Source organism: Mucilaginibacter sp. P4_D1 (genome assembly GCF_056401935.1).
This window is the reverse complement of the sequence record NZ_JBFUIJ010000070.1, coordinates 1-21614: the sequence shown is the minus strand read 5'-3', so window position 1 is coordinate 21614 and position 21614 is coordinate 1. Positions and strand designations below refer to the sequence as shown.

17 protein-coding genes are annotated in these 21614 nt (G+C 43.0%); 11 read left to right on the top strand and 6 right to left on the bottom strand.

The window, feature by feature from the left end; all coding sequences use genetic code 11:
• The first annotated feature begins 209 nt into the window (after positions 1-209).
• Positions 210-3146, top strand: coding sequence for a PAS domain-containing protein (locus AC1DV1_RS29615; RefSeq protein ID WP_477367805.1), 2937 nt, complete (start codon positions 210-212; stop codon positions 3144-3146).
• Positions 3147-3237: 91 nt separating this feature from the next.
• On the opposite strand, the gene AC1DV1_RS29610 is transcribed toward AC1DV1_RS29615, so the two are convergent.
• The 3 genes from AC1DV1_RS29610 to holA all read right to left on the bottom strand — a co-directional run bounded on the left by AC1DV1_RS29610 (position 3238) and on the right by holA (position 5976).
• Positions 3238-4065: a sulfotransferase gene (locus AC1DV1_RS29610; RefSeq protein WP_477367800.1), complete on the bottom strand. Its 828-nt coding sequence runs from the start codon at positions 4063-4065 to the stop codon at positions 3238-3240.
• Positions 4066-4102: 37 nt separating this feature from the next.
• Entirely contained in the window at positions 4103-4666 is a 564-nt protein-coding gene (cysC, locus tag AC1DV1_RS29605) for an adenylyl-sulfate kinase (RefSeq protein WP_477367797.1), read from the bottom strand.
• Positions 4667-4953: 287 nt separating this feature from the next.
• A complete protein-coding gene (gene holA, locus AC1DV1_RS29600; RefSeq protein WP_477367794.1) occupies positions 4954-5976 on the bottom strand; it encodes a DNA polymerase III subunit delta in 1023 nt (340 codons plus the stop codon).
• Positions 5977-6282: 306 nt separating this feature from the next.
• Between holA and AC1DV1_RS29595 the strand changes: the two genes are divergently transcribed.
• On the top strand, positions 6283-6669 hold the full coding sequence (locus AC1DV1_RS29595) for a type I restriction enzyme HsdR N-terminal domain-containing protein (RefSeq protein WP_477367789.1): 387 nt from the start codon (positions 6283-6285) through the stop codon (positions 6667-6669).
• Here the strand turns inward: AC1DV1_RS29595 and AC1DV1_RS29590 are convergent.
• Both AC1DV1_RS29590 and AC1DV1_RS29585 read right to left on the bottom strand, forming a co-directional pair.
• Positions 6666-8471 carry an ATP-binding protein gene (locus tag AC1DV1_RS29590; RefSeq protein WP_477367786.1) on the bottom strand — a complete coding sequence of 602 codons (1806 nt, stop codon included), beginning with the start codon at positions 8469-8471 and terminating at the stop codon, positions 6666-6668. The genes AC1DV1_RS29595 and AC1DV1_RS29590 overlap by 4 nt on opposite strands.
• A 95-nt stretch (positions 8472-8566) precedes the next feature.
• Positions 8567-11251 carry a valine--tRNA ligase gene (locus tag AC1DV1_RS29585; RefSeq protein WP_477367783.1) on the bottom strand — a complete coding sequence of 895 codons (2685 nt, stop codon included), beginning with the start codon at positions 11249-11251 and terminating at the stop codon, positions 8567-8569.
• A gap of 554 nt (positions 11252-11805) precedes the next feature.
• Here AC1DV1_RS29585 and AC1DV1_RS29580 point away from each other — a divergent pair.
• The 4 genes from AC1DV1_RS29580 (at position 11806) to mnmC2 (ending at position 16548) form a co-directional block, all read left to right on the top strand.
• Positions 11806-13878 (top strand): M13 family metallopeptidase, encoded by a 2073-nt coding sequence (locus AC1DV1_RS29580; protein ID WP_477367780.1) that lies wholly within the window; start codon positions 11806-11808, stop codon positions 13876-13878.
• Positions 13879-14034: 156 nt separating this feature from the next.
• A complete protein-coding gene (locus tag AC1DV1_RS29575) occupies positions 14035-14352 on the top strand; it encodes an SHOCT domain-containing protein (RefSeq protein ID WP_477367777.1) in 318 nt (105 codons plus the stop codon).
• 94 nt (positions 14353-14446) lie between these two features.
• Positions 14447-15871: an MBL fold metallo-hydrolase gene (locus AC1DV1_RS29570; RefSeq protein WP_477367774.1), complete on the top strand. Its 1425-nt coding sequence runs from the start codon at positions 14447-14449 to the stop codon at positions 15869-15871.
• Positions 15868-16548, top strand: a complete 681-nt coding sequence (gene mnmC2 / locus AC1DV1_RS29565) for a tRNA (5-methylaminomethyl-2-thiouridine)(34)-methyltransferase MnmC2 (protein WP_477367771.1) — start codon at positions 15868-15870, stop codon at positions 16546-16548. The genes AC1DV1_RS29570 and mnmC2 overlap by 4 nt, the downstream gene beginning before the upstream one ends.
• Before the next feature lie 107 nt (positions 16549-16655).
• Here mnmC2 and AC1DV1_RS29560 read toward each other — a convergent pair whose 3' ends face one another.
• Entirely contained in the window at positions 16656-17492 is an 837-nt protein-coding gene (locus tag AC1DV1_RS29560) for a hypothetical protein (protein WP_477367768.1), read from the bottom strand.
• Positions 17493-17609: 117 nt separating this feature from the next.
• Between AC1DV1_RS29560 and mazG the strand changes: the two genes are divergently transcribed.
• From mazG to AC1DV1_RS29535, 5 genes are all read left to right on the top strand, one after another.
• Positions 17610-18413: a nucleoside triphosphate pyrophosphohydrolase gene (gene mazG, locus AC1DV1_RS29555; protein ID WP_477367765.1), complete on the top strand. Its 804-nt coding sequence runs from the start codon at positions 17610-17612 to the stop codon at positions 18411-18413.
• A 63-nt stretch (positions 18414-18476) separates the two neighbouring features.
• Complete coding sequence (locus tag AC1DV1_RS29550) at positions 18477-18920, top strand: hypothetical protein (protein WP_477367761.1); 444 nt, start codon at positions 18477-18479, stop codon at positions 18918-18920.
• Positions 18921-19232: 312 nt separating this feature from the next.
• On the top strand, positions 19233-19787 hold the full coding sequence (locus AC1DV1_RS29545) for an RNA polymerase sigma factor (protein ID WP_090652815.1): 555 nt from the start codon (positions 19233-19235) through the stop codon (positions 19785-19787).
• Positions 19780-21282, top strand: coding sequence for a hypothetical protein (locus AC1DV1_RS29540; RefSeq protein ID WP_477367758.1), 1503 nt, complete (start codon positions 19780-19782; stop codon positions 21280-21282). The genes AC1DV1_RS29545 and AC1DV1_RS29540 overlap by 8 nt, the downstream gene beginning before the upstream one ends.
• Before the next feature lie 244 nt (positions 21283-21526).
• Positions 21527-21614 (top strand): IS1/IS1595 family N-terminal zinc-binding domain-containing protein (locus AC1DV1_RS29535; protein WP_477367809.1); only part of this gene is annotated, 88 nt, incomplete at its 3' end.

Genomic DNA, 21614 nt, shown 5'->3' with positions numbered 1-21614 from the left:
GAACCAATGAACCAATGAACCAATGAACCAATGAACCAATGAACCAATGAACCAATGAACCAATGAACCAATGAACCAATGAACCAATGAACCAATGAACCAATGAACCAATGAACCAATGAATAATTTCTAAAACAATTTCACAGTTAATATCATTTTAATATCTGCTATTCGTTTAGTAACGTTGTATACATCTTTCTATAGCTTAAATGGCTTTAAAACACAGTTCTGCATTACCCCCGGAAATGTTAAGGGTTTTTGAGACCTTACCTCAACCCTATCTCGTACTCTCGCCTGCGTTATACATGCTCGCGGCCAGCAATGTTTACTTGCAGCTTACCAACAAAACCCGTGTTGAAATTGAAGAGCAATATCTTTTTGATGTATTCCCAAAAATTCCGGATTGGTCGTCAGAAGAAGGCGGGATTGCGCTTTCGCTGAGTAAAGTATTGGAAACCTTACAGCCACATCAGCTGCCTGTGATGCGGTTTGATATACCAACTCTTAATGATCCGCTGCAGGTAGAAGAGCGGTATTGGAAAACGTCGCATACACCGATTTTGGATGCCGAGGGTGAAATTTGTTATATCATTCATCATACCGAAGATGTTACCCAGCAGGTGCTTGCCGAACGCGCTTTAAAAGACAGCCTGGATAAAGAAACCCAGGCAGCCGCTACAGCCGAAAGATTAAGCAGGCAAATTGAAAAACTTTTTGCCGAAATTCCGGCCCAGATAGCGATAGTTACCGGGCCCGACATGGTGTACGAATTTATAAACCCACGCTATAAATCGGAGCTTTTTCCCAATCGGGAAGTATTGGGTAAGCCCTTATTATATGCCCTGCCCGAAGTGGCCGGTCAGCCAATTTGGGATATCCTCCAGCACGTGTACAAAACCGGCGAAACCATTGCAGGTAACGAGATCAATATCCCGCTGGCCGATGAGCCGGGCGGCCCGGTTAAAGAGCATTATTTTAATTATGTATACCAGGCCGTGCGCAATGACGATGGCGAAATAGCATCCGTTTTAAGTTTTAAATATGAAATAACCGACCTTGTTTTGGCCCAAAAGCGCCTGGAGCAAAACGAGGCAGAATTATTGGCTTTAAACTATGGTTTGGCCAATGCCCATGAAGAAGTACAGGCCAGCAATGAGGAGCTACAATCGGCAAATGAAGAGTTACATACTACCAACGAAGAGCTTTTCAAGGCACAGCAAAATATACAGCTGCTTAATGATGAATTGGAAGAAAGGGTTCAGCAGCGTAATATAGAACTGTTTAATGCCCAGGCCGAGGCCGCCAGGGAGCGCGACCGGCTGAAACGTTTTTTTATGCAGGTACCAACCGGCATTTGTGTACTTGACGGCCCCGAAATGGTATTTGAGCTGGTAAACCCTCCTTATCAGCAGCTTTTCCCGGGACGCGATTTATTAGGAAAACCCATTAAAGAGGCACTGCCGGAGCTGAACGGCACCCCCATTATTGACATATTAAAAAGTGTGTATTACACCGGCAATACTTTTGAGGGTAAGGAGCTTTTAGTACCCCTGGCACGCAAGGCCGACGGCAATATTGAAGATCGTTATTTTAATTTTATTTACCAGGCCAGGTACGATGGCGACGGTGTTGTTGACGGTATTTTAGTTTTTGTTTTTGAGCTGACCGAAACCGTACTTACCCGCCAAAAAGAGAAGGAAAACGAACAGCGTTTTCGCTTTTTACTTAACGCCATGCCTCAACAGGTTTGGACAGCCCGGCCAGACGGCTCGCTGGATTATGTAAACGAAGTGGTTTGCGACGATTTTGGCCAAAGCATGGACCAGATATTGGGTCGCAGCCTGCAGGAATTTATCCATCCCGATGACAGGCAGCTCAGTTCGAAAAGATGGAAGGCCGCGCTGCAAAGCGGCACTGAATTTATGGTGGAGTTTCGCCTCAAGTTTCACGATGGACAGTACGTTTGGCATTTGGCCCGTGCGCTTCCGCTGGTGGAGAACGGACAGATCAGGTTATGGCTGGGTACAAATACCAATATCGAAATTCAAAAAAATAACGAACAAAAGAAAGATGAATTCCTATCTATTGCCAGCCACGAACTAAAAACGCCGCTTACCAGCATCAAAGCGTTTAACCAATTGATGCAGCGTACGGCAGACCCGCAGAAGCTTGGCAGCTTTGTTCAAAAATCTGCTTCGCATGTATTACGGTTAGAGAAGCTGATTAATGACCTGTTGGATGTAACCCGTATCAACGCAGGCAAAATAAAGTATACGATGGAGCCCTTCAACTTCCTGGAGATGCTTAAAGATAGTATAGAGAGTGTGCAGCAGGCTACCACATCGCACCGGATCATTCTTGAAAAAGCTGACGATGTAACTTATACCGGCGATCGTTTCCGGCTGGAACAGGTGGTAAATAATTTACTGAGCAACGCCATCAAATATTCGCCCGAAGGCGAAAAAGTATTGGTTAATTGCAGCGTACATTCCGATGGCAGCATTATAGTTTCTGTAGAGGATTTTGGCATCGGCATCGAAGAAAAGAACCTGATGCGGCTGTTTGACCGTTACTACCGGGTTGATAACACCGCTATGCGTTTTGAGGGGCTTGGCCTTGGCCTGTTTATATCGGCCGAGATATTAAAAAGGCATAATGGCAGCTTTTGGATTGAAAGCACTCCGGGTAAAGGCTCAACTTTCTTTTTCAGGCTGATACCTGATACGGTTACCAAAACAAAGCCCCTTGCAGATAACGATACCCATTACCAGGATGATACCATTACCATCAAATTAAACCCACAGCATAGCCGACTTGATGTTGATTGGATAGGGTTCCAAAACCTCGAAACAGTACAGCACGGCTGTTTAAAAATGCAGGATATACTTGTTAAAAACAACATAAGCAAGGTACTTAACAGCAACATTTATGTTTTGGGCAATTGGTCGGAAGCATCTGACTGGGGTAATACCGAATGGTTCCCAGACATGGAGAAGGCAGGATTACGTTATTTTGCCTGGGTACACTCGCCAAGTGTTTTCAGCCAGCTATCTGCCCGTAAAAGCATTTACACACTAAAAGGCAAATTAGTGATAGAGTTTTTTACAGATGTTAAATCGGCAGAGGAATGGATAGAAAGTAAGTAGTGTTAAATAGTTATAACTCCTTAGTCGGAAGTCTTTAGTCGGAAGTCTTTTTTTGACTTAGAACTTAAGACTTTCGACTAAAGACTTCCCTTCAAAGGCTCATGTAACCCATCAATTCGTCCTGTAATTCCTTTGCCTGGTTTAATAGGGATTTATCAGCAATATATGGGTTTATATCAATATCCTGGCCTATCAGGTTCTCTTTAAACACATCCTTAAATTTTGAATAGGTTAACGAAAAATTCCATTTGTTTTGCAGGTGCCCAAAAACACAAGTATCCTCTTTGCTCAACATATCGTAATTAACTACAACAAAAGCCTCGGGAGCCAGCTTTTTAATGCACGCTAAAATATCACTGGTATAGTTAATCCAAACTTTTAAATAGGCTTCGGTATTTATCCGGTAAAAAGCATTTTTTCTGCGTGCCCGTCTAAAAATCAGCCATATTAACCTCGATAGGTATTTACGGCCGAGGTACTTTCTGTCAACAATTTTAAACTCCCGCCGCAACAATGAACTGGTTACCGCCCGGTAATCGCGTACAATAACCAAATAGCAGGCATCCGGGATAAGTTCCTTATAAACATCAAGAAACATACACGTGCGGGGGTCTTTCCAGCCCCATTGATCGTACAACTGTTGCTTAACCCTGATAACGCTTTTAACCTTCTCTTTCTCGTAAATAGAAAAAGCATCAACATGCCCGTCTGTTAACCCGGTTTTGGGCAGGTTATTACTGGCCAGTATCTCTTCGTGCATTTTTAAAAACTCCACATCTTCAAAATGCCCATCGGGGTTCCCGGGCCCTGGTTCAACCAGCTTCTCGCCCAACTGCATACCACATTTGGTAAGCCAGTGCGCTATAAGCGAGGTTCCGGAGCGGTGCATACCGGCTATAATAAGTGTTCGTTTCTGCATAATGAGTTTTGCAATAAATAGTAGCTACCTACAGATTTTAACTGTTATGGGCTACTTTTTTTTCAACCCTATCAACCGGATGAAGATTATTCAGGATAAAATAAAGCAAAGAGGAGGTACTTTGTATTACTGTGTTTTGGCTGGTATTTATGTATAAGTCGGGAGCATATGGAACATCAAACTGCGCGTTAATACCTGTAAGGTTGCTCAGTTTATTGGGGTGCCCGTCGGGTAAAAATGCTTTCCTGTAAAGCCCTTTGGTATCGCGGCTGATGAGTTTTTTTACCGGGCAATCAATATGCACAATGTTTACATGTTCATATTTTTCGGCTAGCTCGCGGCGCATTTCGTCATAAGGGTTTATAGCGCTCACGATAGTTACAATACCATGAGCCGAGAAACGGCTGGCAATAAAGCCCAGCCTTCGGATATTTTCACAGCGATCTGCCTTACTAAAGCCCAAATCGCGGCAAATTTCGTTGCGATACTCATCGCCGTCAATTATTTCAGTTCTTATCCCCAGTTCGGTTAATTCATTTGCAACATTTTTAGCCAATGTTGTTTTACCAGCCCCAGATAATCCGCAGAATAGAAGTATCATATTTCAATAATTTATGTTTTATGATCAGGCCCAAAAGCACTGCAGGTTGCCTTTGATGAGGTGAACATAATAAATTAAATTACCGGTTAATTTTATTACAATGTAAATAGTTAATTACATTGTAACAAGCCCCGTTACCATGGAGATAAAAAACCCTTAAATTAGGCTAAAAGGGCATTTTTGCATGAAACACCAGCGCTACGGACAAACACAGGCACATGCTACACCTAACAAAAATGTTACCTGATTAATATTGTAATACAGAAGTATTTTAGGGAAACAATGGCTTAGTGCAGTATTTTAAACATCAGTTCTTTCATCAATTCGCCATGGGGCGCGTTTGATTCAACACCTTTGCTTTTCAGGTCATATTCGCGCAGATAGCTAATGATTTGCATTGTTTTGGGGTAATTGTAACTGCGGCCGGCCAACTCATAATCCTTCACAAAATAAGGGTTCACCCCTATCTCTCGGGCTACGTTCTGGGGCGATTTATCTTTTACATAATGATAGGCCAACACCTTGCTGAAAAAGTTATTCAGGTTGCCCAGTACCAGCACAATCGGGTTTGCTTTGGGGTTTGCCTCAAAATAATTAATAATCTGGTTAACCTTTAAAACATCCTTTTTGCCAAGGGCGGTTTGCAGCTCAAATACATTATACTCTTTACTGATACCTATATTATCCTGCACCAGTTTCAGGGTAATTTCCTGCCCGGCTGCTATGTTAAGCATCAGCTTCTCCAATTCATTAGCTATTTTAGATAGGTCGTTGCCCAGGTATTCAGATAACATGGCTGATGCCTGCTGGTTTATTTTATAACCTTTATCGCTTATAAAGCCCTCTATCCAGGCCGGTATCTTACTATCATATAAAGGTGCCGACTCAAAAATAAGCCCGTTTTTTTCTATCGCTTTGTAAGTTTTCTTGCGCTTATCAAACCTGCCGTACTTATAACAAAACACAAGTATGGTACTTGGCAGGGGCTTTTCCAGGTAACTCAATAAAGGGTCGATTCCTTTTTTGCTGTCATCATCCTTGCCCCATTTCATATCCTGGGCTTCTTTTACCATTACTACCTGGTAATCGGCCATCATGGGGTAACGTTTAGCCGCGTTAAGCACAGTCATCATCTCTGTATCCTTACCGTATACCACGGTTTGGTTAAAGCCTTTCTCGGCCTCGGGCAGCAGGTGGTGTTCAATGTAGTTGCTCACCACATCAATAAAATAAGGCTCTTCGCCGTGCAGCAGGTACAGGGGTTTGTATTTACGGTTCTTTATATCCTTTACTATATCGGCAGCTCCCATAAGTCAAAATTCAAAAGTCAAAATTCAAAAATGAATTCCTGGCTGAAGATTCAAAATTAAAAAAATCAAAGCGGTAATGCCGCATAATGATGTAAATGTGGAAAGTAATATTTTGAAAAGTGCCGGGTTTGTGGCCATATGCCACACTTCCTTTGTTGAATTTTTAATTAAGCAATAAAACAGGCCGATGTTTCAGATATTCCTTTTTACTTTTGGCTTTTTAATTTTGAATTTTKAATTTACCTCCTCTCAATCTCCCCCCCTATCCTTTTAAAATAAGCGACGATAACGGGCAGTTGAGCTTGTTTGACGAGATCCGTAAAAAAAAACATCATCCTTACCCCCGAAGAGTGGGTACGGCAACATTTTGTACAATACCTAATCAGGCAAAAAGGATATCCACGGTCACTCATCCGGCTCGAGGGTGGGCTGAAGCTTAACGGGTTGCAGAAACGTACAGATATAGTAGTATTTAACAGCAGCGGGCAACGGATTTTGATTGTAGAATGCAAAGCGCCATCCGTTAGTATCGATCAAAAAACTTTCGACCAGGTGGCCCGGTATAATATGGTGCACAAAGTATCGTTATTGGCGGTAAGTAACGGCTTGCAGCATTATTATTGCACAATCAATCACCAACTAAGAAACTATCAGTTTATTGAAGAACTGCCGGTTTACAGCAAACCGGTTTAAGCTGCGTGTACCAGCAGCTGCATTTTTTCCAGCAATTCATCGGGCTTAAATGGTTTTGAAATATAATCATTCATACCTGCCTCAAAAATTTTCTCTTTAATATCCAGCAACGCCGAAGCCGTAAGGGCGATAATTGGAATAAGCGACTTTTTAGGATCGGCCATTTTCCTGATTTCCATGGTAGCGTCAAGCCCGCTCATCACCGGCATCTGCAGGTCCATCAATATAATATCAAAGTTACCGTATTGCATCAGTTCAACCGCGCGCAAGCCGTTTTCGGCAACGGTTGGTATTATATTCCATTTAGATAATAGCTTTTTCATCAGCATAACATTTACAAGGTTATCTTCGGCAATAAGCACGCGGATACCCGATATAACATCGGTTTTTTCCTGCGGCTGTACCAACGGAGCTATCGCTTTTTCAATAGCCACTTCTGTTGATACCGGGAACTCCATATTAAACGAAAACTCCGAACCTGAGCCGGGTTTGCTGGATATGTGCATATGCAGGCCCTGCAAATCAAGTAAGCGTTTCACAATAGCCAAACCCAGGCCGGTGCCACCGTACTGGCGGGTTGTTGTTAATGATTCCTGGGTAAACGGTTCAAAAATACTGGTAAGGTTGTGCTCCTCGATACCAATACCTGTATCCTTTATCGAAAATTTCACCGTAACCCTATCGTGCCTGTCCTCAAAACAGGTAGCCTTAACCCATATATTGCCGGTTGCTGTAAATTTTATAGCATTACTCACCAGGTTATAAATAATCTGGGTAATACGGGTGGGGTCGCCAAAAATTATCTTGTTGTTCAGCGTGCTATCCACATCCAGCTTAAACAACAGTCCTTTTTCCTCGGCCTTAATTATTTGTGCGCCGCAAATATTATTCATCAACTCAACCAGGTTAAACCTGATATTTTCAAAAACAACCTTGCCCGATTCTATCTTATTAAAATCAAGCACATCATTTACTACCGCTAAAAGATTATTGGCCGAAAATCTCAGTATCTCCAGGTTTTCTTTCTGATCGGCCCGCGGGTTGCCCATCATGAGCAGGTTGCTCATGCCAATTACCGCATTTAAAGGCGTGCGGATCTCGTGCGACATGGTTGATAAAAATTCTGATTTGGCCTGGGTTGATTTCTCGGCTTTGCTTATTGCTTTTTCGAGCTGGGCGTTTAGCGCAACCTGATCCTCGCCGCTTTCTTTCAGCTGTTTTATATTTTTTAAAAACGCCGTATAAAAATGGCTGTGTATAAATATCAACAGGATAAAGTTGGCAAAAAGGGTAATAATAATAGTTGATTGATCTATCCTGTCTGGCTTAATTCCGATAACGTACCCCTTTGTAAATTCAATAATCATGAAAATCAACACGGGTACTGTGTTTAACAACGAGTAAATCAGCCCGCCGGTTTGCCCAAGCATATAATAGCTAAATACGATAACCAATATAATTACCTGTACCGTAACTATATTCACGGTTTGCAACGTAATATAAACTATGCTAATGTTAACAACAGTGCCTGCACTAAGCAGTAAATGAGATATTAAACGCCATTGAGGCCGGTATGTTAAAAATTTAAACAGCGCGGCAACACAAACCATTAATGCGCCGGCCGTATAAGCCAGCATAGTTTGCCCCTGGAAATAAACGCTCATCAAAACGGCCCCTAAGGCAATGAAAACCAAAGGAAACCCAAAATAAAGCAGCCTAATACGCGCCTGATCAAGAAAAGACTGCTCCTTTGATAAAATGCTAAAAATTGAAAAATTGAAAAAGTTTACTCCCTTACTCATGATTAAAGCACATTGCTAATACCAAACGCTATAGCCAGTCAATTAAGATTGAAAGCTATTTTAGTTTTGTATTTCGCAGCCTCTCATTCATGCAATTAGCAAGCCAAATCAATCATATTTTGTTCAATGATGGCTAATTTGGCTTCGGCATCGGCCTTTTTGCGTTGCTCAATCTCAATAATTTCGGGCTTGGCATTGGCCATAAAGCGCTCGTTACCAAGCTTTGCGTTAACAGATTTTAAAAAGCCCAACAGGTATTCCTTCTCTTTTACAAGCCTGGCGCACTCGGCAACCGGATCAAGATTTTGACTTAACGGAATAAAAAATTCATCGGTTGAAGCAATAAAATTAACTGCACCTGAAACTTTATCGGTAACCATAGCAAACTGGTTTATGTTACCCAATTTGGCTATAATAGCCGCGTACTGGCTGTAATTTATACCCGAGTTTGATTTACATGAAAGCTCCAGCGCCTCTTTAGGCGAAATTTCATTTTTATTGCGAATGTACCTGATTTGCGTAAGGACAATTTTTATGATCTCTACTTCCCCAAGTAGCTGTGTATTTATTTCCCCAATATTTGGCAATTGAGCAACAATGCAACAGTCTTTTTCGGCTCGTTCGCCAAATATTTCATCATGCCATAATTCTTCGGTGAGGAATGGCATAAAGGGGTGCAGCACTTTCAAAATATTTTCAAAATACTGAACAGTAGCGGCATAGGTAACTTTATCAATAGGTTGCTGGTAAGCGGGCTTAATCATCTCCAGGTACCAGGCGCAGAAATCGTCCCATACCAGCTTGTAGGTAGCCATTAACGCTTCTGACAAACGGTATTGCCCAAAGTTATCTTCAATCTCGCCCAGGGCCTGGTTAAAACGACTGCCAAACCACTCAATCGCTATCGCATTAGGGTTTTCAAGGCTATCATCAACTTCCCAGCCTTTTAAAAGCTTAAAGGCATTCCATATTTTGTTGGCAAAATTACGGCCCTGTTCGCAGTAGCTTACATCAAACATTAAATCGTTCCCTGCTGGTGAGCACAACAGCATACCCACACGCACGCCATCAGCGCCGTATTGCTCGATCAGATCAAGCGGATCGGGTGAGTTACCCAATGATTTGGACATTTTGCGGCCCAGCTTATCCCGTACAATACCCGTAAGGTAAACATTTCTAAAAGGCAGCTCTCCCCTAAACTCATGCCCGGCCATAATCATCCTGGCTACCCAAAAAAACAGGATCTCGGGTGCGGTTACCAGGTCGTTAGTTGGATAATAGTAGTTAATATCCGCATTATCAGGGTCTCTAAAACCATCAAAAACAGATATCGGCCACAACCACGATGAAAACCAGGTATCAACCACATCTTCTTCCTGCGTCAGGTCTTGAGTTGTGAGTGACGAGCTTTGAGTGATGAGTTTAGCTTCAATTAAAGCTTCATCAATATTTTTAGCAATAACATATTTACCGTTTGGCATATACCAGGCGGGAATTTGCTGCCCCCACCAAAGCTGCCGGCTAATACACCAATCCTTCACGTTTTCCATCCAGTGGCGGTAGGTGTTCGTGAATTTTTCTGGTATCAGTTTTATGTCGCCATTCAATACATAATCCAAAGCAGGCTTGGCCATCTCGTCCATTTTGCAAAACCACTGCATCGATAATTTTGGCTCAATAACGGCATCGGTACGTTCGCTGAAACCAATTTGCGATTTATAGTCTTCCACCTTAGCTAAAGCGCCGGCTTCCTCCAATAAAACGGCAATTTTTTTACGGGCGATAAAACGATCCTCACCTACCAAAATCTGCGCTTTCTCGTTCAGCGTACCGTCATCATTTAAAATATCAATAACAGGCAGGTTATGTTTTTGGCCGAGCTCATAGTCATTTAAGTCATGGGCCGGGGTAACCTTTAAACAACCGGTACCAAAATCCATGGTAACATACTCATCCAATATTACCGGAATCTCGCGGTTAATTAACGGAATAAATACCCGTTTGCCATGCAAATGAAAATAGCGTTCATCGTTGGGGTTAACACAGATTGCAGCATCGGCCATAATTGTTTCCGGGCGCGTGGTGGCAATGGTTAAGTAATCAGTATCAAGTATCAAGTCGTCAGACTTTTTTTCGTCTGTTTCATTGACTTGATACTTGATACTTGATACTTGATACTTAATATAGTATAGCTTTTGATTTACTTCTTTACGGATAACCTCCTCATCGCTTACCGCCGTTTTCCCTTGTGGGTCCCAGTTTACCATGCGTACGCCACGATATATCAGGCCTTTTTTGTACAGGTGGATAAAGGTATCTATTACCGCTTCAGACATTTCGGGGTCCATGGTAAATTTGGTACGGCCCCAATCGCATGATGCGCCTAATTTTTTAAGCTGATCGAGGATGATGCCACCATATTTTTCTTTCCACTCCCAGGCATAAGTTAAAAACTCAGGGCGGGTAAGGTCTTTTTTGCTAATGCCGCGCTCTTTAAGCATAGCCACAACTTTGGCCTCGGTAGCTATACTGGCATGATCGGTACCGGGTACCCAGCAGGCATTTTTGCCTTTCATACGGGCGCGGCGTACCAGCACATCCTGTATGGTATTGTTTAGCATATGCCCCATGTGCAAAACACCGGTAACATTTGGCGGCGGAATAACTATAGTATAAGGTTCGCGCTCATCGGGCACCGATTTAAAAAAATCGTGCTTTAACCAGTAACTGTACCATTTATCTTCGGTTTCTTTAGGCAAATATGTTTTAGCAATATTCATAACGCGCAAAAATACGATAGTTAGGGGTTCATAGCAAATAGGTTTTTTGGGGGGTCGGGGAGCGAGGTTCGGGTTGCGGGGTTCGGTGTTGGAGGTTTGGCGCTGCGCGGTTTGAGGGCCAGGCTATCGAAACAAAGTTTAGATAACCGATGCGTGTAACCGGCAACAGATTCAAGCTATAATTTGTCCACATTTTAACAGGCAACCCGAACCACGCAACAGATTCAAGCTATAATTTATCCACATTTTAACCGGCAACAGGCAACCCGAACCACGCAACAGATTCAAGCTAATTTGTCCACATTTTAACCGGCAACAGGCAACCCGAACCGGGCAACAGAAACACCTCACAATATTTTTACAATTAAAAAGTTATTATACTACGCAAACATTATTAGTCATGAAATCACTGCATATACACCGTTTTTGGCTCGATGTTTTAAAAAGGTCAAAACTGGGCTTTGTTATAAACTGGTTTAACCGTTAAACGGTCCGGGCCATCGTTCTGTACATCTTTGCTGTAATTTACTACCTTTAATTTTCAAATAATAGCTATGAAATTAAAGTTCTGGTGTTTCATGTACATGGGTATTTTGTCACTTTCGGTAAATGCACAAACAGCTCATAAAACAAAATCCCAAAAACAAAAACACCAGGCTACCGCACCAACAAAATTCATCGATCCGGCCAATATGGATATATCCGTTAAGCCCGGCGACGATTTTTTTGAGTATGCCAACGGCAACTGGATTAAAAACAACCCCATACCGGCCAAAGAAAACCGTTGGGGCAGCTTTGCCATACTACGGCAGCAAAACACCCAAAAGCTTTTGGCCTTATTGGACCAAGTGAGCCGCCAATCTATAACCGAACCTAAAGGCAGCATTAAACAACGCGTTGGCGACCTTTACGCCAGCGGTATGGATAGCCTCACTATCGAAAAGCTGGGTTATTCGCCAATAAAGCCCGAACTGGAGCACATCGACAAAGTCAAAAATCTTGATGACCTTATTAACGAACTAGCTTTTGATCGTGTTAATGGCATATTCGCCCAGATATTCCGGCTGGAGGTTGACCAGGACGATAAAAATATATCAAAGTATATTGTTCGCATCAGCCAGGGAGGCACTACACTACCTGATCGGGATTTCTATTTAAAAAACGATAAGCGATCAAAAAATGCCCAGGACGCTTTAAAAACATTCGCAGCAACGTTGTTCACCTTAACTGGCAGCACAACCAGTGAAGCTGAAAAGAATGCGGCAATAGTTTATAACATTGAAGCTGCTTTGGCAAAAGCGCAGCTTAGCCGTGTGGCCATGCGCGACCCGCATGTTATCTACAATAAATTCCGGTTGGCCGATTTTACTAAAGTTACCCCACATTTAAACTGGACCACACTATTGCCAAAGCTAAATGCCCCTGGCCAGGACAGCATATTAGTTAGTCAGCCGGCATTTTTCAAAGCCGCCGATTCGTTATTGGCGGCCACACCTGTTGAAAACTGGAAAATATATTTTAAATGGAATATATTAAGAGCCGCTTCAGTAAGCTTAAGTTCGCGTTTTGTACAGGCAAGCTTTGCTTATAACAGCGCCTTAACCGGCGAAAAAGAACAAGCACCACGAAACGAGCGGATGAGCTATGTTGTTGATGCAACACTTGGCGAATTATTGGGACAACTGTTTGTAGAAAAATATTTCACCCCGGCTGCCAGGCAGCACATGATAGCGCTTGTAAACAACCTGAAAACAGCCATGGGCGACCGAATTAAACACCTGGATTGGATGAGCCCTGAAACAAAGGAACATGCGTTAAAAAAACTGTACGCCTTTACAGTAAAAATAGGGTATCCTGATAAATGGGAAAAATACAGTGGGGTAGTTATAAACCGTGATAACTATGTAGCCAACTTGCGCAGCGTATCCAAATGGCGCTACAATTTCATTGTTAGCCACCTGGGCAAACCTATTGATAAAACCAGTTGGGGAATGACGCCGCAAACCGCGAACGCTTACTACTCTGAAACCAACAACGAAATTGTTTGCCCGGCAGGTATGCTGCAATTCCCTTTTTTTGATTTAAGGGCCGATGATGCCATAAACTATGGTGCGATAGGAGCAATAATGGGCCACGAAATAACGCACGGGTTTGACGATAAGGGCCGCCAATATGACGCCGACGGCGCACTGCGCGATTGGTGGAAAAAAAGCGATGCCGAGAAGTTTAAAGCGCTTACCAACCGGCTGGTAGTGCAATACAATAAACTTACTATATTGGATACCCTGCGTATAAATGGCAAACTCACCCTTGGCGAAAACCTTGCTGATTTAGGAGGCTTAAACATTGCCTATGAGGCTTTCCTGAAAACAAAACAAGGCCAATCGACCGATACGATAGACGGTTTTACACCCAAACAGCGTTTCTTCCTGTCATGGGCACAGGTATGGCGCAGTTTGCAACGCCCCGAAGCAGCAGCCAAGCGCATCCTTTCAGATCCGCACTCGCCCGATAAGCACCGCGTTAACGCCACCTTAACCAACATTAGTGCCTGGTACCAGCCCTTTAACATTAAGCCGGGGGATAAAATGTACAAAAAACCAGATGACAGGACGGAGATTTGGTAACTTTTTTAGTAGCAAGTAGCAAGCATCAAGATAGGGCCCCTGCGGAGAACACCTCCTTAATAAATATTTTTTCAAGCTTTAAAGGCTAAATCATAAAACTATTTTATACCTTGATCACCTAATAAATAACTTTTTTACCTTAAACCTGATTACAATATGGGACTCGGCGCACCTGAAATCATTTTAATTATTATTGCATCGCTCATCTGGCTTATTCCTGCAATTTGGGGGTACAACGCGGGTTCAGCAAGAACCATCGGGTCAGTTGGCGGGTTGTTATTAGGTTTGTTTTTTAGCATATTAGGTGTAATTATAGTTTATTGCACCAGGCGAATAGATGAAAAACCATTTTATGGCTTCCCCAATCAATCGCCAGCCGATGAATTGCAAAAGTATAAGCAGTTGTTAGATAGCGGCGCAATCACAGAAAACGAATATAATGTTCAAAAGGGCAGAATTTTAAATTCAAACTGAAAAGCTTTCGGGCAAAGTGGCCTCCCAAACTTTACAGCCTCCAAACATTTCAACCTTAAAACATCCCTGCCAAACAGTTATCTTTGCGGCTGTTATGATTATCCAGCAGTTCTACGACAAAGGTTTGGCGCATGCATCGTACGCCGTTATCCGCACAGGTAAAATGATCCTTATTGATCCGGCACGCGATCCTTTGCCATATTATTCCCTTGCAGCCCAGCACAATGCCGATATCGTTGGCGTTATTGAAACCCATCCGCATGCCGATTTTGTAAGTTCTCACCTGGAAATTCACCAGGTTACCGATGCCGTTATTTATTGCAGTAAGCTTACCGGCGCCACCTATCCCCATGAAACTTTTGACGATGGCGATGTTATCCAGCTGAATGATGTAAAGCTGAAAGCCATAAATACCCCCGGCCACTCACCCGATTCTATTTGTATTTTACTGGTAGACGAAGAGGGTAAAGAAACAGCCGTTTTTACCGGCGACACCCTTTTTGTAGGTGATGTTGGCCGCCCCGACCTGCGCGAAAGTGTGGGCAACATTACAGCTAAAAAAGAGGAACTGGCCAAACAAATGTACCTGAGCACCCGCCATAAGCTAATGACGCTACCCAAAAACGTTATTGTTTACCCGGCACATGGCCCCGGATCATTATGCGGCAAAAACATGAGCACCGAACTGCAAAGTACCATCGGCCGCGAAATACAGGAAAACTACGCCCTGCAACTGATGGACGAGGCAACCTTCATCAAAACCCTTACGGCCGACCAGCCTTTTGTACCAAAATACTTTGGTTATGATGTGGAGTTAAATAAAACCGGCGCCGCTAAATTTCAGCAAAGTATTGATAACATCGTAAAATTCGAGGCCGATATTCAATTACAGGAAAAAATCGCGGTTATAGATAGCCGGCCTAAAACACTTTTCAAAGCCGGCCACATTCCAGGCGCTATCAACCTGCAGGATGGCGATAAGTTTGAAACCTGGTTAGGCTCCATACTGCAGCCCGACGAAAAATTTTACCTGGTTGCAGAAGATGACGCTACTGCCGATTTACTGGTAAAAAAAGCTGCCAAAATAGGTTACGAAACCAACATCATGGCTATACAGCTATCGCCCCAAAATACAAGCGATAACCTCCTCAACCTGGATATTGAAGATTTTAAGGCCAGGCCCGAAAATTACACCATCATAGATGTCAGGAATACCAACGAAGTAAACGACGGCAAAATATTTAAACAGGCCATCAGCATTCCCCTTCCCGAACTGCGGGAGCGAATTAACGAGATACCTGTAGATAAACCCATTGTTGTGCACTGCGCAGCGGGTTACCGCTCGGCTGCCGCAACAAGTATTGTAGCAGGGGCCATAAGCGAAGTTCCTGTTTATGACCTTGGCGAAGTTGTGACAGCGTTTAACCCCACCCAATCCACTCCGCTGGTAAGCGGAAGGGCTTTGGATCATGCAGGAAAAGTCTCTCCTACAGGTGGAGATTTAGAGGGGGCCGAATGAACCATCAACTCTCAATAGTTACCACCGCCGATGGTTCGAAAACCATTTACAATGCCCAGGTAGGCGAGCTATACCACTCGCGCAACGGGGCGCTGCAGGAGAGTCTGCACGTGTTCATAAACGCGGGGCTTAACTATTTTCTTGATCAAAATGATACAACACGGGTAAGTATATTAGAAGTTGGCTTTGGTACAGGGCTCAATTTTTTATTGAGCGCAGATGCTTGCACAACTAAGCAAATCGATCTTAACTACACCGGTATTGAAGCATACCCGCTTACAGCACAAATGATGAGCCAGACCGGTTATGATGATTATACCCCTGCCGAATTGTGGGAGTCGTACTTAACAAATTACCGCGCGGCTTTAACCGGTTCTGTAAACATTAACGATAATTGCCGGCTACAAATAGCCAACTGCAAATTATTGGATTTTCCATCCGGCCGGCAATATGATATCATTTATTTCGACGCTTTTGCAGCATCCCACCAGCCCGAAATGTGGGAACAGCAAGCCATTGGCCATGTTGCCGGTTTTGTAAAGCCCGGCGGTGTATTTGTTACCTATGCCATAACCGGCAACCTTAAACGGATGCTTAAAGCGCTTGGTTTTAGCATACAAAAGGTACCGGGCGCCGCAGGCAAACGCGAAATGCTGCGGGCAATAAAACTCCGTTAAGTCAATAGTACTAAGTCGTAAGTCCAAAGTTGATTTTTTTGACTTGGAACTTAAGACTTTGGGTTAAAGACTATCCGTCAATTTATCGATGACACGACACCATCAGCTTACATAAACCGGAACCCTACATTAAATTTAAGGGTAAAACCGTTATTGGCCGGTAGCTCGCGGTAAGCAGCAAATTGGCCCTGGGTGTTGGCGCTCCGGGTAGCATATATAATAGGCCCGCCGCAAAGGGTAAAAGCAAAACGCGAATTTGTTGGTGCATAATTAATAGATGGGCCAACCATTAAACGCGCACCGCCTTCGGCCTCATCGGTTTCCCAAAAGCCTTCTAAGTCCTGCCCTACCGCTTCAAAGCCACCAAAAAACTGGCCGGTAATATGCCTGTGTACACCAACGCTTGTAACAATATCAAGGCCATCGCGGTTGGTAGCAAAGGCTTTTTCTAAGCGAACGTTGGCCCCTATCTTCCACCGCGTAACGTCGTAGGCGGCGGTTATCCTGCTAAATGCCACGTTATCGTTATTAAACTCATGCCTGAAACCCAGGCCTGCCCCTATACGGAAACCCATAGGCTGGTTACCGCCTATAAAATCGCGCAGCAACTCGGCCTGTTCCAAAGTATGTACGCTGCCATTGTTGCTAAAACCGGTACCTAAAGTGGCCAAAAAGGTAAATTTTGCCCCTAAATAGCCTTTTGCAGATATATTTTGGTCAACCCCGTCAAAACCCAGCGGTGTAACGGTATGCTCGCCGTAACCGCCCGAGTAATTCACGCTCCAGTTTCGCCCCGATGGGTTTAAGGTGTTAATGGTATATAAAAATGGCTGCGGCTGTTCAAGCGTACTGTTTTGCGGCGAGGTTTGCATCAATTGCTGTGCCTGGCAGCATTCAATTATCAGCATTAAAAAAAACACAGAAAGGTAGATTTTCTTGATCATGGTTTTACAGTTATGAGTTGGCCAATAAAGTTAATTAATATTACCTTTAAATTAATACCGGGATAAGTTTGCATTAAAGATGTTATCATACCTTTGCAAAAAATACCGCACCATACTATGCCTTTAAAAGCCCCTGAAACTGCACCTACCTCAACCATCGCCTTTCAACGCCTGCTTATTATAATGGACGACCTGCGGGCCAACTGCCCCTGGGACAAAAAGCAAACGCTTGAAAGCCTCAGGCACCTCACTATCGAAGAAACCTACGAGCTAAGCGATGCCATTTTGGGCGATGATAAGCAGGAAATTAAAAAAGAGCTGGGCGACATTATGCTGCACCTGGTTTTTTACTCAAAAATAGCTTCAGAAACCAATGATTTTAACATCACCGATGTATTAAACGGGGTTTGCGATAAACTCATAAACCGTCATCCGCATATTTATGGCGATGTGGAAGTACAAAATGAGGAAGACGTAAAACGTAACTGGGAGCAAATTAAGCTGAAAGAGGGTAATAAGTCGGTTTTGGGCGGTGTACCTTCCTCCCTGCCGGCATTGGTAAAAGCATCGCGCATACAGGAAAAAGCCAGGGGTGTGGGTTTTGACTGGGAAGAGAAAAACCAGGTATGGGCCAAGGTAGAAGAAGAACTGCAGGAATTTAAAAATGAGTTTAACGCCGAAGACGAAACCACCATTGATCATGAAAAGGCCGAGGGTGAATTTGGCGACTTGTTATTCTCGCTTATTAATTATGCCCGCTTTATTAATATTAACCCAGAGAACGCGCTTGAAAAAACAAACCAGAAATTTATAAAACGTTTTCAATACCTGGAGTTAAAAGCCAAAGAACATGGCAAGCAGCTACAGGATATGAGCCTTGCCGAAATGGACATTTTTTGGAACGAAGCAAAAAAACTATAAAATTTCGCATCCGGCTGTAGCGTTTATATGCTTATATTCGTAATGACAACAAATAACAAAAATATGAAGCGTAATTTATTTTACTTACTCCCGCTGTTGTTAACCTTACTTGCAGCCTGCGCCAAAAACTCAGGAACATCAGTTGTAGTATCTGCACCGGTAGGAACTTTTAACGGCCAGTTTAGGCTCCTGACTAAAAATTCGACCGGTAAATATGATACCTTGAAAGATTCGATAATCTTGAAAATGACCAATGCATATCATTTTGCGGTAACAGCCGATACCACTGTAAAACATGCAGGCAGCCACGGCACTTTTGCTTTTGATGGTTACTACATCCAGTTTAACGATAGCACTTTTAAATCGGGCGTGCCACGTACCAAAAATCATTTGGTAGGCGTTTACCAATATATTTACGATGGCACCAACTTTAAAATGTTACGTGCAAGCTCATCTACCAGCCCAGATACTATAGGCCGTTATGACCTTGTAAAAACTGCAAACTAATTATTATTGTTTTTAACTGAAACGCCGTCGCCCATATTTTGGTGGCGGCTTTTTTGGTAAGTCGGGGTAACCCGGTTTAATAATTAGCTACTACTATTGATGCCTGTATATGGGGTTAATAGAAGCTTAAAGCAGAATGCACAAAGCTTAAAGCTAACACATTGATTTTCTATCGCTAAAAGCAATATATGATGAAATTAATTAATAGATTCTATATAACAGGAAAATCTTTTTTATTTGTATCAATAGGGTTGTTTATTGCGTAAGTACATAAAAAACAACACAATATTTAAGCGGAATTAAACACACTTAATGCATCCACCCAAAGGCATTACTGAAGAAGAAATTATCAGCCAATGCAAAAAAGGCAGCCTTAAATACCAGGAAATGCTGTATAAGCAGTTTTATGGCTACGCCATGGGTATAAGCCTGCGTTACAGCCTTAACCGCGATGACGCTTTGGAGGCTGTAAATGATGCTTTTATTAAAGTATTTAATGCCGTGCATAATTACAATACAGACAAACCCTTTAAAGCCTGGCTACGTACAATTGTAGTGAACACCGCTATCGACCGTCGGCGCAAGGATCTGAAATTCCAGTTAAATGTTGAGTTGGATAATGCCGCGCCCATAAGCAGTAATATGGGTACGGTTGATAATTTAAATGCACAAGACATATTAAAGATGATGAATGAGCTGCCTGCCATACAGCTTACCATTTTTAACATGTATGAAATAGATGGTTATAATCATGATGAAATTGGCAATATGTTAGCTATCCCGGCAAGCTCATCGCGCGTTTATTTGAGCAGAGCTAAAGAACGATTAAGAAAAATATTAAGGCAAGAAGCACAAAACCATGGATGATCAGTTGGATAACGACTTAAAGAACCGCATCAGGGAGGTGTTTGATAATTACGAAGACACCACCGCCGACGAGGGCTGGCTGCTCCTCAGGGAAAAATTCCCCGAGGAGGAGAAAAAGCGGCCTATGGTTTGGCTGTGGTGGGCAAGCACAGCAGCCGGCCTGCTGCTATTTTTAGCCATTGGCGTATGGATGCTAAACAACAAACAAAAAGCAAACAGTACTAATACCGCTGTTATAAAACCGGTTAAGCAAAATACCCGGCATCAACAAGCCGTACAAATTGATAGCGTTAGCCGCATAGTGGCTAACACGGGCCCAGGTAATAGTAATTCTGCTGATACTACAATATCAGCCCAAAACAATATTGCCCAAAATCAGAACAATCCACGTAAAAAGCCGGCAATAAACAACCCGGCTGTAAATGCTGCTGCTGTTGGCCAAAACAATGTGGCCGTTTTCACACCATCAACCAAAGCACCTATAAACGCTCCTGCGGTTAAACAGCCACAGGTTAACCCAAATAACAGGACAAACAGCACGGTTAACCAACTTGCTGCCCAACAGCCTGCTGCTGGCAATAAACAACCCGTTATTGTAGCCACACCAGGCACTAAAGCAGATAGTATTAAAACCGTTGTTACTAATGCAGGCAAGCAGCAATATGCAGCAAATCCGGTTGTTGCACCAGCTACCAAAACTACTACCACTAACGTAACACCCAATGCGGTAAACCAGCAGCCTACGCAGGCCAAGCCATCATCGGCCAATGCCATGGCTACAATGCTTGCTGCCGATAATTTGCAAACACCAAAGGCAAAAGACAAAGCTGCCGATGATAAAAAGGTAAAGTTTGGCATTTACGCAGCCACCTTTTTTAACTATGCCAAAGGGAGCGCCAACCAGGTAAATGCCGGGGCTGGTTTTACATCCGATATCAGGCTTAGCAAAAACCTTAAACTTTCTACAGGGGTTGCCTTAGCGCAAAACACACTTAAATACAACAGCAGCGTACCGCCAAACCCAAGCGCAGCCAATGCGGTAACATTTGCTGCTGCAGCACAGGATAACAAGCTGGTACCGGCTTCTTCGTTCCCGGTATTTAAAAATTATAATGCCAGTTTGGTAGGCCTTGATGTACCTATCAATTTAAAATACGAGTTTAACCCCGAAAAAACAGATGCTTATTTCTCGGCTGGTTTAAGTTCGGGTACGTTTATTAATGAGGCTTATACCACCAGTTATGGCATCCCACATAATTCGTTGCTAGGCGGCGCAACCCAGCAAACATCCGAAGAAACAAACCGCCAAAGTTTCAATGGTTTCTATTTTGCCAGAACGCTGAATTTATCGGTGGGCGTAGGCACAGCCTTAGGCAAAAACCGCTTAATTATTGAGCCATTTTTAAAATATCCGCTGCAGGGAATGGGCGCACAGCAGATAAAATTTGGCGCAGGCGGCTTAAATTTGAAGTTTAATTTTGCGGGAAAACGATAGAAAGGTAATTATTCCGGATAAAATATTGGTCTATTTTTTGTATATTTGAATATACCCCGGCAGGGCGGCTATCAAACACAGATAGCCGCCCTCATTTGTTAAAAAAGGAAAACAAGATATAATTGCCAAAAATAGTTGGTAGAATCTTTGTAATCGACTGTAATAAAGGAATATACATCAAGCAAATTGAAATCGGTTTCAATTTGCTTTTTTTGTTATATGAAATCGTCAAAAAAAGGCGTGTTTGACCTGTAAGAGCACGGATGTAATAAAGTGGGGCAAGCAGAATAAAAAACAGCGATATAAGTGTAAATCATGTGGGCAATTGATTG